Below are 16,049 nucleotides of genomic sequence, written 5' to 3'. Positions count from 1 at the left end.
CTCTCTCATCCGTTAGTTTGTAGCGCTACACGTGGTCGCAAAATCACTGCCGGCAAAACACACTGCGCCCGTAAGACGAATATCTTGCGTCGTCATGATGTCGCCTTGTCCGGTACGGCTTGTGTCCGTATTGGCCGTTTCATAACTCACCAATTGCTGCCCAACACGGGGAACCAGATGGACGGGCGTAAAGGTAGGCATATTCACTATCTGGCTCGCATCGGGCTGTACATTGGGTGCAGCCGTCACACCCAACTGACCCGGCACGTAGGTGATGTCGTAATTACCAGACGTCAACCCCGACGCGGTGATGGTATAATTGCCCACATTGATTGCCCCTTGGGAGGTACCGCCATAGGCCAGCGTTCCGCCTAAAACAGAACTGGTCTCATTGTTCACCAAGCCAGAATAGGTCACGCCGTTGCCACCCGTGTACGCCTGGCCATCATAAGTCTTAGACGCATCATTGGCCGTTACCGTCAGCACCGCTTTGTTCACCGTCAACTGACCGGCTTTGTAGGTAATCGCGTAGTTATTAGCACTTAAACCCGACGCCGTGATGCCATAGCTGCCGGCATTGGTTGCCCCTTGGGAGGTGCCGCCATACGCCAGCGTTCCGCCTAAAACAGAACTGGTCTCATTGTTCACCAAGCCAGAATAGGTCACGCCATTGCCACCCGTGTACGCCTGACCATCATAAGTCTTAGCCCCATCGTTGGCCGTCACCATCAGCACCGCTTTGTTCACCGTCAACTGACCGGCTTTGTAGGTAATCGCGTAGTTATTAGCACTTAAACCCGACGCCGTGATGCCATAGCTGCCGGCATTGGTTGCGTTCTGGGAGGTGCCGCCATACGCCAGCGTTCCGCCTAAAACAGAACTGGTCTCATTGTTCACCAAGCCAGAATAGGTCACGCCATTGCCACCCGTGTACGCCTGACCATCATAAGTCTTAGACGCATCATTGGCCGTTACCGTCAGCGCCGCTTTGTTCACCGTCAACTGACCGGCTTTGTAGGTAATCGCGTAGTTATTAGCACTTAAACCCGACGCCGTGATGCCATAGCTGCCGGCATTGGTTGCCCCTTGGGAGGTGCCGCCATACGCCAGCGTTCCGCCTAAAACAGAACTGGTCTCATTGTTCACCAAGCCAGAATAGGTCACGCCGTTGCCACCCGTGTACGCCTGACCATCATAAGTCTTAGCCCCATCGTTGGCCGTTACCGTCAGCACCGCTTTGTTCACCGTCAACTGACCGGCTTTGTAGGTAATCGCGTAGTTATTAGCACTTAAACCCGACGCCGTGATGCCATAGCTGCCGGCATTGGTTGCCCCTTGGGAGGTACCGCCATACGCCAGCGTTCCGCCTAATACAGAACTGGTCTCATTGTTCACCAAGCCAGAATAGGTCACGCCGTTGCCACCCGTGTACGCCTGACCATCATAAGTCTTAGCCCCATCGTTGGCCGTCACCATCAGCACCGCTTTGTTCACCGTCAACTGACCGGCTTTGTAGGTAATCGCGTAGTTATTAGCACTTAAACCCGACGCCGTGATGCCATAGCTGCCGGCATTGGTTGCGTTCTGGGAGGTGCCGCCATACGCCAGCGTTCCGCCTAAAACAGAACTGGTCTCATTGTTCACCAAGCCAGAATAGGTCACGCCATTGCCACCCGTGTACGCCTGACCATCATAAGTCTTAGACGCATCATTGGCCGTTACCGTCAGCGCCGCTTTGTTCACCGTCAACTGACCCGGTTTATAGGCAATAGTATAATTGCCAGACGTCAAACCCGACGCGGTAATGTCATAGCTGCCGGCATTGGTTGCGTTCTGGGCGGTGCCGCTATAGGCCAGCGTTCCGCCTAAAACAGAACTGGTCTCATTGTTCACCAAGCCAGAATAGGTCACGCCATTGCCACCCGTGTAAGCCTGACCATCATAAGTCTTAGCAGCATCATTGGCCGTTACCGTCAGCGCCGCTTTGTTCACCGTCAACTGACCCGCATTATAAGTAATGTCGTAGTTCCCTGACGTCAGGCCAGACGCTGTGATGCCATAACTGCCCGCATTGGTTGCGTTCTGAGCGGTGCCACCATAGGCTAACGTTCCGCCTAAAACAGAACTGGTTTCGTTGTTCACCAAGCCAGAATAGGTCACGCCGTTGCCACCTGTGTAGGCTTTGCCATCATAAGTCTTAGACGCATCATTGGCCGTTACCGTCAGCGCCGCTTTGTTCACGGTAAATGTCCCTGCCGCATAGCTCAGGGTGTAATTACCCGATGCCTTGTCACCCAAGGTACCACCGCTCGCGGTCGCCGTGTAGCTGCCGCCCGCGTTCGAGGTTGACGTGGCTGTCGTGCTGTAGCTAAGCCCAGTCAAATTGCTATCGCTCTGGCCATTCTTCCAGCCCGATGCCGTGAACTGGTAAGTTGGCGTAGTCGACCCATAGGTTTGAGACCCCGTTGCCGTTACCGTCAGCGCCGCTTTGTTCACGGTAAATGTCCCTGCCGCATAGCTCAGGGTGTAATTACCCGATGCCTTGTCACCCAAGGTGCCACCGCTCGCGGTCGCCGTGTAGCTGCCGCCTGCGTTCGAGGTTGACGTGGCTGTCGTCGTGTAAGAGAGACCGGTGAGATTGGTGTCGCTCTGGCCATTCTTCCAGCCCGATGCCGTGAACTGGTAAGTTGGCGTGGTCGACCCATAGGTTTGAGACCCCGTTGCCGTTACCGTCAGCGCCGCTTTGTTCACGGTAAATGTCCCTGCCGCATAGCTCAGGGTGTAATTACCTTTTGCCGCGCCACTCAAGCTGCCATCAGAAGCCGTAGTCGTGTAGCTGCCGCCCGCATTCGAGGTTGACGTGGCTGTCGTGCTGTAGCTAAGCCCAGTCAAATTGCTATCGCTCTGGCCATTCTTCCAACCCGACGCCGTGAACTGGTAAGTTGGCGTGGTCGACCCATAGGTTTGAGACCCCGTTGCCGTTACCGTCAGCGTCGCTGGGGTCACGGCCAGTTTGTTACCCCTGTAAGTAATGGTGTAATTGCTATTGCCCAATGAACCCTGCGTAATGCTGTAGCTGCCAACGTCAGAAGAAGAATCCGCCGTGGTGGCTAACGCCCCCGTCAGTTTGTCGCCATTCACCAGTCCATTCGCGCTCACACCATAATTCAGAGTGGGAGTACTGTTGCCATACACCATGGTCTGACCAGCCGACGCCGTGACCGTAATCGGACGTGCTGTCACCGTAAGGTTAGCGCCTTTGTAAGTAATCGTGTAATTGCTATTTGCCAACGTGCCTTGGGTGATGTCGTAGCTGCCAACATTCGCTCCTGATCCAGCACCATCACTGGCAAGTGCTCCTGACAAACTATCGCCAGTGACCAATCCGGTTATCTTATAGGTCAACGCCGCCGTGTCACCATAGGTTTTAGAGGCCTTGTCTGCCGTTACCGTCAGCGCCGCTTTGTTAATCATCAGCGAACCAGATTTTGTGGATATATCGTAGCCCTGCTGGGAAGAATACAATCCGCTGATAGTGAGGTTTGAACCACTATAGCTGCCAGCATTGGCACTACTCGCTGTATATTGAGCCGTGCCATTGACCAGTGAACTGTCATAGTTGGCATCACTGTAAGTTAGGGTACCTACACTCGTTGAAGTGGCACTGCCATCATAGGTCTTGCTGACTGAACCGCCAGATATGGTGAGTTTAGTCATAAAACTGCGTAGCAGCGGCATGGTATAGCCATCATAGATGCGCCAAACCGTGCCAGTGCCGCCTTTATTATCGATATTCCAATCACTGAAGTTCGATAATGTCTTCATCCCAGTCGTGGTTAGGCCAGTGCCGCCGCCCGCCGAACTGGCTTGGCCAGTGGTCTCGGTATCCCAAAAGGATGAAGTGATCGTGCCATTACTCTGCCCCACGAGACCGCCGACGAAGTCGCCTTCAGTCACCGCCCCAGTCGCATAAGCGTTGCTGATGGTGCCATTATTAGAGCCCACTAGGCCGCCGATATTAGCGTGTTCAGTAAACTTCACCGCCCCAGTGGCATAGGCGTTGCTGATGGTGCCATTATTAGAGCCCACAAGGCCGCCGATATTATTGAATGATGCATTTCCCATCACCGCCCCTGTGGCATAAGCGTTGCTGATCGTGCCAAAATTCTGCCCCGCTAGGCTGCCAGTATCAACTTGGTAGTCACCATCAGATGATCCTCCCGTAACGCTTCCGCCCTCAATCCCCACGTTGCGGATTATGCCGCCTGAACCCACATAACCGAATAGGCCGACATAACCCGTCAAAGGACGATTGATGGTGAGGTTGGAAATCACATGGCTCTGGCCATCGAATGTGCCGGTGAATCCGTTCGTATTGTCACCCAAAGGCACGAAGCCGCCGCTGCCCCATATGCCGGAAGAGTCAGCTGTGCTGTTGGTCGCACTGGCATCAATATTGCGAGTCAGGTGATAGGTGCCAGAAAAATTGGCCCCAATCAGCGCCAGTTGATGAAGGTTCGATACCGAAATTACGCCGCCCACTGCCGTGGCCGCTTCCGAGCGCAAAATAGGCCGCATATCACCGCTTTGATACCAAGTATTAGTGAAATCCCAGCCAGTGTAATTACTGCTATTACGGGCCTGTTCTGTTGTCAGGCCATTCACACCGTTGGCAGCTGAATCATTGCCAACGCCGTTGGCTTGGTTTGTTGTCCCTTCGTCAAAGAAGGATAACTTGGATTCTCCGCTAATTAAATATCCGATCAAACCACCGGAATAGGCACTACTCCCCATGGCAGATGTCGAGCCTACAGCATAGCTAGAATCAACAAGTCCATCACTCACAAGAAAGCCATTATTAGTGGCATCCTGCAAACTTCCAACGAGTCCGCCTGCATAAGCAGTGGAACCAGAGTTTGTTGACTCAGCGCTGACAGCACCAGTTGCATAGCTGTTTACAATGCTGTTTTGGTTGCTGCCAACAAGCCCCCCACTGGATACATATCCGTCCCCCCCAGTAATAACCCCTTTGACAACTGACGAACTGGATAATGTAGATGCTTTACCAGAATTCACTCCAATCAGACCACCAACAAAAACGTAACCACCATTACTTTCAGCACTCACGGCCCCGCTAGAAGAAGAATTTGTAATGGTGCCGTTGTTATTCCCAATAAGCCCACCGACAATAAGACTTGAAGAATCACTCTGAGTTTTATTTGCTGTCAACGTAACATTAGAAGTACTGTTCGATATGTTTCCATTAGATGAGTTCGATCCAACAAGCCCACCAATAACAAAATAACCATTTATATTTATTGTCGCTTTCAGTGTCCCTACAACATCTACATTTGAAATAGTACCAATATTTTCCCCCGCGAGAAGTCCCCAATTCCCACTATATTGATTGCTCACTAAAACAGTATTCTTTGCCCCAGAAAGTTTGAGATCACGAATTGCTCCGCTATTCTTTCCTATCAGACCAACATATTGTAAATCCGACGCGCTGATCGTCAGGTTGGAAATGGTATGACCAAGACCTGCCAGCGTGCCACCAAAGGTGGTCACTGGAGCAGTGTCAAATGAGTTGCCAGACAGGTCTAGATCCTGCGCCAAGGCGAAATAAGTACCGGATGCACTCCCCGATGAAGCCTGAAAGCCAGTCATCGAATGGATCAACGTGTAGTCATTGCCATTGATATTAAGCGTCGCATTAGCGCCGGACAGGGTAATCGGCGCATTGACGTAATAGTCCTTATCCGAACCATAGTTCAGAACCAACCCGGCACTCTCGCCGCTGGCCGTCATGGCAGCATTGACAGCAATAGACCCAGCTGCGTTCAACGTCAGCTTAGTGTTAGCCGACCAAGTAACCGTAGAGGCAACAACAATATCGCCGGTCTGGCTGCCACCATTACCAGTGGTCACTTCTACATTCGCCGCACTCAAGGCGTTTTGTAAAGTGGTGACATTGATCACGCTGTCGTCACCGGTGGCCGTGAATCCTGACGAGGTGTTATCAGCATCACTGGAAATAGTGACGTTATAAGGATCGAGCAGCAAGGTACCAAACCCACCAGGGCCGCTTAAATTGGTGAATCCGTTGTAGGCAAGCCTTGCCTTGCCGGAGACTTCTGCATTGCCGCCCTTGCCAGTACCTGCGCCGCGTGCGGTGATTAAGCCATCAAAAGTGGTCAAATCGTCCGACCAGACAATCACCTTGCCGCCATTGCCGCCTTGGGTGGCATCGGCGCGGATCACGCTGGTTGTATCGACATTGGTAGTATTCGCTCGTTGCGTGTTGCCTGTGCCTTGGTAATCGCCGCCGATCTTGATCGAGCCGCCGCCTGTGGCACCGGAGGCATCGATGGTTGCACCGTTCAAGGCAATATCTTTGCCTGTCACCGTGATGTCGCCGCCTTTGCCGCTGGCAGACGTGGCTGTGACCTTGCCTGACACAGAGACGTTGCCGCCTTGGCCACCACCGATGATGATGTTGCCATCGCGGCCCGACACGCTGTTCGCTTCGACCACACCGGATAGATTAATCGCATGGCGGGCCGCATGGCGGGCACTCGCTACCGAGATCAGCACCGTACCGCCGTCGGCAGAAAGCGTGCCTTGGTTACCTATCAACGCGCCATTGCCTTCGGCCCCCGTCTTAGTCGGCAGCGCCACTTGCAAAAAACCATCGCCCGACAAGTTAAGCGTAGCCTGCTCGCCAGAGCCAAGGCCTATTTTGCCCAAGGGAACCGCAATCAAGCCGCTGTTCTGAACCGTACCGCCGATCAGCGCCGCATAACCGCCACGACCGACCGTGATAATGCCTGCATTGCTGACACCCGCCGAAGCGCCATCGCCTTTAAACACAAAGTGATCATTCAAAAAATCTTTATCGGAGATATTCAGCGTGGAACCCACAAAGCCGCCACCGACTTTGATCGAACCCGTTGAGGTAATGGCAATGCCATTAGGGTTGATCAGAAACACCTGACCATTAGCATGGATGGCACCCGCGATAGTTGAGGTGGTTGACCCCGTCACTCGGTTCAAAATCGCTGAGGTGCTACCTGGTTGAATAAAATTGACCGACGCGCCTTTGCCAACCGAAAAGCTACCCCAGTTAACAATCGCTTTATCCGAACGCTGCGTGACTGTGGTGGTGTTACCCGAGGTACCAATGGAAACCTGCCCTGCGGCAACAGACCCGGCGGTCGGTAACGTCGCTGCGGCCAACACAGGCTGCACAGTCAAAGTGTAAATAAGGACACCAACAACACATTTTCTGGTGAAACCAGATGCGGCTACATCCTTGTATTTTTGAGCTTTCATCCTTCGTTCCCAATTATTGCCGATTACAATAAGCTAACTCATATTTAACCAAAGAATTATACAGCGTTAACAAGTCAACACAATGAACCTGATGGACAGCAGCATATCTTCAGCTCACTATCCTTGCTCACCTTCGTATATTAAGATTACGCCAGATGCTCATAACCCTTTGTATGATCAATGCTATTGCACTGACTGTATTAAATAGAATCTTCTTTGATGCACCAGAAATGAATAAAGTTTCCTTGAACGGCATGATTATCATAAAGCGCAGTAAATAACAACTTGTCGAGAAATACTCTTTTCAGGATGCTATTTCGCCAACAGCCAGTAAGGGGACGTAAACTGGAAAAGTACTAACCACTCGTATTAGAATAAAAAAACGCATGTCCCAACCGAGACATGCGCTTAAGCAATCAGTGCTTACAGGGCCAAATCAATACAGCGGAGTCAGAAACCATCAAGCTGATTGATTGGTGAGCCATTACTAATGGCCTAGTTTTGCTAGTGAAACTAACGCAAAATTATAGTCATGTCCGTGACTTACCCCAAATTTTAATAAACATTTAGTTAGATGAATTGCTGGTTAACTGATCCGTTCTTAATCGGTCGTTATTAGGAATATGCGCGATAATATCTGCCCAAGGTAATGAGTCATCCCCTATACCGATAAAATCGGGATTAATTAAGCTTTCATGGCAATTAAAGCTCATCGGCTGTAGATGTAGATCGAGCAAGGTTCCACCCGCCTCTTTTAAGATAATCAGCGGCGCGCCAACATCCCACTCACCGGTTGGCCCAAGACGAATATAACAATCTGCAGCACCTTCGGCGACCAAGCAGCTTTTTAAACTGGCGCTACCTAATGGCAAAAACTCATAACGGTATTGCTCATTGAGCACTTTGTCCAGTTTGCGCTTGTTTTGCACTCGGCTGACAGCAATGCGTAGCGTTTCAGGTATTTGTGGATAATGGCGACAGTGGATTTGCTGCGGGCCTTGTTGGCCTTGAATTTTATAAGCGCCTAAGCCTTTCATCGCATAATAACAGGTATTTGTCACGGGCGCATACACGAGTCCAAGCACGGGTTCCCCATGACAAATCAAGGCGATCATTGTGGAAAAATCGCCAGATCGAGAGACAAATTCTTGGGTTCCATCCATCGGATCAACCAGCCAATAATAATCCCACTTAGCACGTTCTGCGAGCGCGAGACTGTCATGCTCTTCTGAGAGCACTGGCCACTCAGGCGTGAGTTTGCCAAAAGCATCACATAATAGCTGATGGGCCGCTAGATCGGCACTGGTTACTGGCGTGTGATCGGCTTTTTGCTGCGCTTGATAGTCACCACTTTGATAAAGCGCTAATATTGCTTGGCCAGCCTGACGGGCAATTTGTTCAACTGCTGGCAATAGGTCTGTTAAAGATTGGGGCATAAGCTTAACCTCTGTTTTGCCACCATTGGTGGAATAAATAGAGCGCAGCGATAGTACGCGCTTCACTAAACTCAGGACGATCAATCAGCGATAACGCCTGCTCAATAGGGATCGACTCAACAATCAGTGGCTCAGGTTCATCACCAAGCAGCCGTGACGGGTACAGTTCATCGGCAACAAAAATCTGCATCACGCCGCCAAAAAAGCTAGGCGCAACAGTCACCTCTTTTAACAATTGCCACTTTTCAGCGGCAAAACCGATCTCTTCTTGCAATTCACGGTTAGCGGCCTGTTGTGCCGTTTCACCTGCATCGATCGCTCCTTTAGGAAAGCTTAGTTCATAACGCTCAGTTGCAGCTGCATATTCACGCACTAGTAATAGCTGCCCATCAGCGGTCACGGGCACGACCATGACGGCCCCAGCTTGTCCACCTGTTAAACGCTCATAGACGCGTCGCTCGCCATTGCTAAACTCCAGATGCAAAGCTTCCACCTTAAAGAAATGACTCTGAGCGGTGATATGCTGCTCTAAAACTTTAGGTCGTTGTTTGGGCATGTTCCCTCGCTAGACTGACGATTGATACGCTTATGCTACCGCGTTATGGGCCGAATGAAAGCAAATTGTAACGAAACTATTCACTCGCACACATCCAAGTTGTTGCGCAATTAGTCGCTTAATCGCCCGCTTGAGGAAAAGGCATAATTGCCCTTTGCATCAGGGGCTCCCAATTGAGGGAGTACTTGAGAATAACTTTTTGGATAATCAGCCTCAGGTTTGAGCGTCCCTTGTAACTGCCACTGCGACGCCTTTAGCGAAGCATTCGCCCACAATGAAAGGACCTTATCGTGATGATTAAGATGCGCGACAATTTGGCCATTTTGACAGCTAAGCTGAGCTTTAAAGGGGGCAAAATGTAACGCTCCAAGCGGCGAGCGAAAAATCCCTTGCGACCAATGCAGTGAACCGCTAAGTACTTGGCACCACGGTTGGCCAGATCGAAACTGCTGAATGTGTAATTGAACAGTTCCGCTCAATTGTATGGGTAACGGGATGTTAGCAGCTTGATAGAAACGCTGCGCTTGGCCGCTTAGGTGCAGATCGCGAAGCGTCAGCTGCCATGGGCTAGCTCGAACATCAGTCTGTCCATTGAGATCGCCCTCAAATTGTAAGTGAAGACTTACATGACCTAAAAATAATGCCCATGGATGCCACTGCCAGCGCACCGATTGTAACTGCCAGCCTTGCCAGCGCACTTGATTGAGTTGCCCCATCAGAATAGTCCCTTTGGCATCCCCCCATTGCACGCCCGGTAGATGTACGCGTCCCAACAGTTGCTGCGCGGGCATGCTCATCAATAAGCTCAGTAGGTAGATGGTAAAGCCAAAACCTGTCAACACCCACCGGTATTTTATACTCATGGCTGCCTCTCAAAGCGTAGCCGGTTAACGTTTACCATGCCGGGCTTATCACCCGCCTGCAACTCAACATTACTAGGCGTATAACCATACTGGCGCTGTAATATATCCAGCCATTGTAATAAATGATTAAATGGCAAAGGGGCAATCCACACATCGAAATGTTGTTCGCTCTGCTGCAGCCGAGTAATAGCGATGTGCAACTGAGCAGCGCTTTGATTGGCCACTTGGCTAAAGGTTAAACGACGTGTAGTCGACGTTTGATTGTTCGCTGGCACATGCAATAATTCGCTATGGGCACGAACCCATTGCAAGGTTTGCTGCTGAGTCTGGATGCGTTGCAGGGTCTGCTCACGCCAATTTTGATAACGCAGCCATCCTTGTTGATAAAAAACGGTCAACACAATCAACATTCCACCGATAGTGAGGATTAAACGCTCACGAGGTTCTCGGCTTTGCCACCACTGTTTCATGATGGCTCCTTAATAGTCAGTGTGCCTACGACCCGATCCGCCTCACGGATTAATGCGCCATTAGTCACCTGCAACGGTTTAGCTGCCTTTGCAAATTGCTCAAAGCTGGCAAATGATGGCGCACTGATCCGCAGCATTAATTGATGTCGGCTAAGATCATAATTTAAAGTTTGAAATTGCAAATCACTGAACTGGTTAAAAGTCGGCAGTAACCGCTTTAACATAGGTAAAAATCCTAGCATAGAGCCCTGTTGTTGTGAGGCTCCTAGTTGATAAAAAGCGCGCTGCACTTGATAGTCTTGCTGTGGCGCAGCGCGATGAAATACCTGTTGATAAAGCTGCGCTAGTTGCTGCTGACCTTGGTGGGCTTGTTGCTGAAGCTGCCACATCTGAGCGAGTTGATTCGCGACCAATAATAGCAATGCCACGGCTGCGCTTATCAGTAAATAACGGGCTTGTTTGAAGTAGCGTCGCAGCGGCTGATCTTGGCGATATTCCCCTTGTAGTAAGGTTACTTCACTGGTAATCGCTTCAGGTGCTAAAACAGGCAGTGGCAATTCGCTATTAAGCTCGCTGATGGCTCGCCCGCCACCTAATGATGCGTCAATGTCTGAGTACAGTGAACACTCACCATTAGGATCAAATTGCTCAAGCGCAATCGCGAGCCAATTTGCATCAATCCAGCCACCAAACTTATGCGCAGTGCGCAGAAGATAGCCGCCACGATAGCTCATTAAGGTCAATTGTGACGGCTGGGCGGGTGGCAAAGCCAAGTAATCTGGGAGCCACTTTTCGGCGACAATGTTCGCATCAGTTAGTCGCTGTTGCCAGCAATCCATTGATTGCTTATGCACCACCGCCACGGTTAATAAATCATCGTGATACTCAATTGGACAGACATGCAGCGTCTGCGGATCCTCGGCCAATTGCTCCTCAAATAGATACCCTAAGCTATTTTGTAATTTACGATATTGCACGCGCAATAGGGGCGTCTGCTGCAAACTTACCGCGGTGCCAGGCAGCAGCACAATCACCTGACGACTCATCGCCATCTCACTGAGATGATTCAATTCAGCGCACGATGCTAACTCGCCACTGGCAATCACTTGCTGGCTATCGGATGCCCAACACAACCAATCAATCGGTTGCAAGGGGTCATCGCCAAAACGAATGAGCAAACTCTCTCTCAATGCCAATCTCCTAGTATTCGGCGAGTTACTTGAAATTTATCAGTTCCCTGACGCACCACCAGCGAAGACAACTGGCTCTCACTGCCATCTTGCGAGCGGGCGGTCATTTTAACCATAAAATAACGGCTGGTCAGTGCCATCACTTTGATGATCCCTGTATCAGTTTTCAAATGTGCAAGCTCTGGGTAACTCATGATGGTCGAAACGCTGGAATAGCCTTTGCTGGGCCGCCGAGCGAGTACTCGCAACGCTTGCGCCTGATTCAAATTGCCATAAAAGAGCATTTGTAGTAACGCCACTTGCGATTTTTCTAGGGTATTAATGTCAATGCGCAGCCGCTCTGATGGCAGCGCGCACAATAACGGACTAACCCGTCGATAGATAGCGGCGCTGACGCCTTTGACCTCTCGCCATTGACTGACACTAACCATCATCTGATTAGCGGGGCGAAACCCGGCCTTTTGGTAGCTAGAATCTTCGCCACCGTAAGATAATGGGGTTTTGTCAGCATCAACCCAATCTCGCGTGGCCGCAGCAATAGCGCGAGCCTCACTGGCGCTAACCTGTTCAACCAGCAACAATCGATACAAGAGAGTCTGCACCATCGACTGATGGTTGGCATCATCAGGCTGGCGTAATGAATTCAAATTAAAACATCGGGACGAATCAACAATACGGCCATGGATCTGCCCACCTGAGATGGGCAAAGTGATCGACCGAGCCCACTCTTGACTCAAATTTAAAGTTTGATGCTGCTTCATCACATCTTGCAACACCGCCAAGGCTAATTGTTCGCCACTCAGTAGCCGCTGCCAGTTATCCGACTGCGCTTTTACTTCACTCACTTGCTGAATATCTAGCCCCATTTGCAAGCTCATTCGGCTGGCTAAGATGACCATCATGGTGATGATCAGTAGCACCATCAACAACGCGACGCCCTGCTGGCGCGCCAGACTAATCATCGCTGCTTTCATCCTCTTGCGCGCGTTTTAATACCACCGGGTCCACATGTCCGGGCACCAGTAGAAAAACGCGGCGCAACAAACCAATACCGGCCAGTTTAAATGACACTTCAATCGCTTTAGGTAACTGGTCGTTGCGATGCCAGCTGGTTTGCCAACCACTGTTGCCCAGATAAAAGCGAAATTGTAATGCCTTAACATGCTTGAGCAGTGGCTGTTTTTCTATCGGTTGACCGGATAAGGGGTTGAGATGGCGATAAAACTGGCGAATCAACGTGCCTTTTGCATTCACCAGATAACCCACGCGCAATACGCTAGAGCGCCGCTCCCGTGCATCAATATTTGCCCATCCTAAACGAATCAGCGACACGCCCCCTTGGTCACTACCAAGCCAGCCTTCTTGCCCTGCAACGCCTTGCTTACCAACATCACGCAACGTGGTTAAGGTCGCTTGATGGAAATCAGCACCCATGAGTGCAAATATGCGCTCCACGGCCGCCAATTGCTGACTATGCGCTCGACTAACCGAGGCGGTATTGACCAATGCGCGTAGCATCTGATACCCACCCAAACTAAGCATGGCAAAAACCACCAATGCCACCAGCATCTCCAATAAGGTGAATCCGCGCGCGTTTCTCATTGCAGATCCTTATCCACATAGCTGCTGCGAACAATCAATGGATCACCTTCGGGCGCGAGCCGCACTTCAACTTTATAAGGTAATAGCCATTGATTGGCCTCGCCGAGCACCACTTGCCAATACCAGACCTGCCCAGCCATCTTGACTTGCCCTTGCGACGCTTCAATTTTTTGCGCAATACGCAGTTCGGCTAATTTATTATCGGCCACCCAGTTCGCCACTAACGTGGTTTGTAAGTGACTTAAATGGCTCAAATGATCATTACCCGATCGCAGTAGCGCAATCCCAGCAATGGCTAAAACAGCCAGCGCCACCATCACTTCTAATAAGGTAAATCCGCGGCTTTTCATGAGTCAATTTTTTGCAAATGCAACGGCTCAGCATCAGTGCTGGTGCGAATTTGCCAGCGTATCTTGGGGCCACTTAACGTCAAACTAAATAACGGCCAGATACCATCACCCGTGAAAATCAGTGGCAGCCAAGGGGGTTTGGGCTTGGCCGTTTGCCCCGAAGCATCGTGCAATAATACTTGAGCACCTTTTAGCGCATCGGTGTCAGCTTGCTTGGGTGGATGGGTTAAATCAATCGATGTACCAGCAAGCGATAATGCCAATTGCAGTGGTTGTTTAATCGGGCTTAAGCGTCCAGCCAGTACACGCCAGTGGCCCGCACCTTGGTAGCGATAAAACTGATAGCCACTGGGGCTGAACTTCATGCCAATTGGATGCTGAGTTAATACGGCTTGATTACGCGCATATTGTATTTGAGCACGTAGCAACCGCGCTTGTTGTGCAAGTTTTTGCGCATCAGCGCCCGGCCCCATCGACATGATCACCACTGAAGCACCAATGCCAATGAGCATGATAACCAATAACATTTCCAACAAGGTGAAGCCACGTCCACATCGCATCTATTTTAGATTCCAGTTACCAATATCGTCTTTGGTCGATGGCTGTCCGTCGGGGCCATATGAGTAGACGTCAATCGCACCATGCTCACCGGGTGAGCGCAACTGGTAGGGATTGCCCCAAGGGTCATCAGGAAGGCGGCGAATATAGCCACCTTGACGGTAGTTAGTCGGATTAGGAGCAATCTGCGGTTTACTCACCAATGCATTCAAGCCTTGCTCGGTAGTTGGATAACGACCATTGTCTAATTTGTACATATCTAACGCATTCTCAAGCGCGACAATATCAGCAAGCGCTTTTTTCTGGTCAGCTTTATCTTTATTGCCCAATAAATTGGGTACAACCAATGTCGCCATCAACCCGATGATCACAATCACCACCATCACTTCTAACAGAGTAAAACCTTGAGAACGACGCTTAGGCAGTCGTGAAACCATGAGTAATCTCCTTCACCTTGAATTAACCGACCATATTATTCAGCGCTAAGATAGGCTGAATAATGGCCATCACAATAAATAGAACAATCGCCGCCATGCTTATAATCAGCATCGGCTCAAAAATGGCCAGTGCAATGGATACTTGATAACTAAATTCGCGGTCTTGGAAGTCAGCGGCACGCTCTAACATCTGTTCCAATTCCCCGCTCTGCTCACCACTGGCAATCATTTGCAACAACATCGGGGAAAATAGCTGCGTCGCACTGAGCGTAGCCAGCAGCGGATTGCCCTTACGCACAGACTCACTGGCCTCAATTAATTGCACGCGCGCATAGCGGTTAGATAACACCTGTGATGCAATTTGCATCGCTTCGACCAACGGCACGGCGCTCGCCGTCAAAATACTTAAAGTGCGCGCAAATCGCGCCGTTTGTAACTCTAACATCACTTTGCCAGCAACGGGCAAACGCAAGCTTAATCGGTGCCAACGCAGCCGTATGGATGGTTTTTTTAAAGCATTTTTAAGCGCGGCGATAACCGCCAGCAGTACACATCCCAACCACCAGCCGTTGCTGCGCAGCTCATGGCTTAGCCCAATCAAAATACGCGTGGAGAGGGGCAGCTCTTGGCCCATATGCACAAATTGGGCGACAATTTGTGGCACCACAGCCGTCAACAAAATGACAATGACACTCACCGACACACACACCAATACGGCTGGATAGATCAATGCTTGTAAGGTTTTCATCCGGATCTGTTGACGCTGATCGGTATAATCAGCAAGTCGATTGAGCACCCTATCCAGATGCCCCGTACGCTCCCCGGCGGCGACCATAGCACGATACAAATCATCAAAAATACGCGGAAATGCGCTCATGCTGTCAGACAACGAATAGCCTTGCGCCACTTGACTGCGCAACTCATACAACAGCTCTTTCAGCTGATTTTTACCACTTTGATTAGCCACCGCGCGCAGAGCTTCTTCAACGGGCAGCGCGGCAGCAATTAAAGTGGCAAGTTGGCGAGTCAGCAAGGCTAAGTCCGAGCTTTTAACCCGTCTCACCTTCACCCGTACTTTTTTGCTTTTTCCCGTCGATTGGCTGGCCATACTTGGCTGGTGGGTCGCCTCAATTTGCAGCGGGGTGAGACCTTGCTCTCGCAGTTGTTGACGGACCAAGCGGGCCGAGTCGCCATCAATCACACCTTTTTTGGTGTTCCCTTTGGCATCAATTGCTTGATACTGATAAGCCGCCAT

General features: G+C 50.7%; 12 protein-coding genes. All 12 read right to left on the bottom strand.

Going from position 1 to position 16,049, the window contains the following annotated elements; all coding sequences use genetic code 11:
- Positions 1-12: 12 nt before the first annotated feature.
- The 12 genes from ABUE30_RS10210 to gspF all read right to left on the bottom strand — a co-directional run bounded on the left by ABUE30_RS10210 (position 13) and on the right by gspF (position 16,049).
- The gene (locus ABUE30_RS10210; protein WP_408623664.1) at positions 13-7,332 is read right to left on the bottom strand and encodes a beta strand repeat-containing protein; all 7,320 of its coding nucleotides are present in this window, start codon (positions 7,330-7,332) and stop codon (positions 13-15) included.
- A 566-nt stretch (positions 7,333-7,898) separates the two neighbouring features.
- Positions 7,899-8,768: a 3'(2'),5'-bisphosphate nucleotidase CysQ gene (gene cysQ, locus ABUE30_RS10205; protein ID WP_408623663.1), complete on the bottom strand. Its 870-nt coding sequence runs from the start codon at positions 8,766-8,768 to the stop codon at positions 7,899-7,901.
- Positions 8,769-8,772: 4 nt separating this feature from the next.
- Positions 8,773-9,324 (bottom strand): ADP compounds hydrolase NudE, encoded by a 552-nt coding sequence (gene nudE, locus ABUE30_RS10200; protein WP_408623662.1) that lies wholly within the window; start codon positions 9,322-9,324, stop codon positions 8,773-8,775.
- Between the two features lie 110 nt (positions 9,325-9,434).
- Positions 9,435-10,187, bottom strand: a complete 753-nt coding sequence (locus ABUE30_RS10195) for a type II secretion system protein N (protein WP_408623661.1) — start codon at positions 10,185-10,187, stop codon at positions 9,435-9,437.
- On the bottom strand, positions 10,184-10,657 hold the full coding sequence (gene gspM, locus ABUE30_RS10190; protein WP_408623659.1) for a type II secretion system protein GspM: 474 nt from the start codon (positions 10,655-10,657) through the stop codon (positions 10,184-10,186). The genes ABUE30_RS10195 and gspM overlap by 4 nt, the downstream gene beginning before the upstream one ends.
- Positions 10,654-11,847, bottom strand: a complete 1,194-nt coding sequence (gspL, locus tag ABUE30_RS10185) for a type II secretion system protein GspL (RefSeq protein ID WP_408623657.1) — start codon at positions 11,845-11,847, stop codon at positions 10,654-10,656. The genes gspM and gspL overlap by 4 nt, the downstream gene beginning before the upstream one ends.
- A complete protein-coding gene (gspK, locus tag ABUE30_RS10180) occupies positions 11,844-12,809 on the bottom strand; it encodes a type II secretion system minor pseudopilin GspK (RefSeq protein ID WP_408623656.1) in 966 nt (321 codons plus the stop codon). Before gspK ends, gspL begins: the two co-directional genes overlap by 4 nt.
- Entirely contained in the window at positions 12,802-13,449 is a 648-nt protein-coding gene (gspJ, locus tag ABUE30_RS10175) for a type II secretion system minor pseudopilin GspJ (RefSeq protein WP_408623655.1), read from the bottom strand. The genes gspK and gspJ overlap by 8 nt, the downstream gene beginning before the upstream one ends.
- Positions 13,446-13,799 (bottom strand): type II secretion system minor pseudopilin GspI, encoded by a 354-nt coding sequence (gspI, locus tag ABUE30_RS10170; protein WP_408623654.1) that lies wholly within the window; start codon positions 13,797-13,799, stop codon positions 13,446-13,448. The genes gspJ and gspI overlap by 4 nt, the downstream gene beginning before the upstream one ends.
- Entirely contained in the window at positions 13,796-14,359 is a 564-nt protein-coding gene (gspH, locus tag ABUE30_RS10165; RefSeq protein WP_408623653.1) for a type II secretion system minor pseudopilin GspH, read from the bottom strand. The genes gspI and gspH overlap by 4 nt, the downstream gene beginning before the upstream one ends.
- Positions 14,360-14,794 carry a type II secretion system major pseudopilin GspG gene (gene gspG / locus ABUE30_RS10160; RefSeq protein WP_408623652.1) on the bottom strand — a complete coding sequence of 145 codons (435 nt, stop codon included), beginning with the start codon at positions 14,792-14,794 and terminating at the stop codon, positions 14,360-14,362.
- Between the two features lie 22 nt (positions 14,795-14,816).
- Complete coding sequence (gene gspF / locus ABUE30_RS10155; protein WP_408623651.1) at positions 14,817-16,049, bottom strand: type II secretion system inner membrane protein GspF; 1,233 nt, start codon at positions 16,047-16,049, stop codon at positions 14,817-14,819.

It is taken from the genome of Celerinatantimonas yamalensis (assembly GCF_046054155.1).
GTDB lineage: Bacteria > Pseudomonadota > Gammaproteobacteria > Enterobacterales > Celerinatantimonadaceae > Celerinatantimonas > Celerinatantimonas yamalensis.
Note: the sequence above shows the minus strand (reverse complement) of the source record. Positions and strands in the feature narration are given on the sequence as shown.

Coding starts and splice junctions, on each gene's coding strand:
- ABUE30_RS10210 (WP_408623664.1), bottom strand. CDS start 7,332: ATGAAAGCTCAAAAATACAAGGATGTAGCCGCATCTGGTTTCACCAGA.
- gspG (WP_408623652.1), bottom strand. CDS start 14,794: ATGGTTTCACGACTGCCTAAGCGTCGTTCTCAAGGTTTTACTCTGTTA.
- gspH (WP_408623653.1), bottom strand. CDS start 14,359: ATGCGATGTGGACGTGGCTTCACCTTGTTGGAAATGTTATTGGTTATC.
- gspK (WP_408623656.1), bottom strand. CDS start 12,809: ATGATTAGTCTGGCGCGCCAGCAGGGCGTCGCGTTGTTGATGGTGCTA.
- gspM (WP_408623659.1), bottom strand. CDS start 10,657: ATGAAACAGTGGTGGCAAAGCCGAGAACCTCGTGAGCGTTTAATCCTC.
- gspI (WP_408623654.1), bottom strand. CDS start 13,799: ATGAAAAGCCGCGGATTTACCTTATTAGAAGTGATGGTGGCGCTGGCT.
- gspJ (WP_408623655.1), bottom strand. CDS start 13,449: ATGAGAAACGCGCGCGGATTCACCTTATTGGAGATGCTGGTGGCATTG.
- nudE (WP_408623662.1), bottom strand. CDS start 9,324: ATGCCCAAACAACGACCTAAAGTTTTAGAGCAGCATATCACCGCTCAG.
- gspF (WP_408623651.1), bottom strand. CDS start 16,049: ATGGCGGCTTATCAGTATCAAGCAATTGATGCCAAAGGGAACACCAAA.
- ABUE30_RS10195 (WP_408623661.1), bottom strand. CDS start 10,187: ATGAGTATAAAATACCGGTGGGTGTTGACAGGTTTTGGCTTTACCATC.
- cysQ (WP_408623663.1), bottom strand. CDS start 8,768: ATGCCCCAATCTTTAACAGACCTATTGCCAGCAGTTGAACAAATTGCC.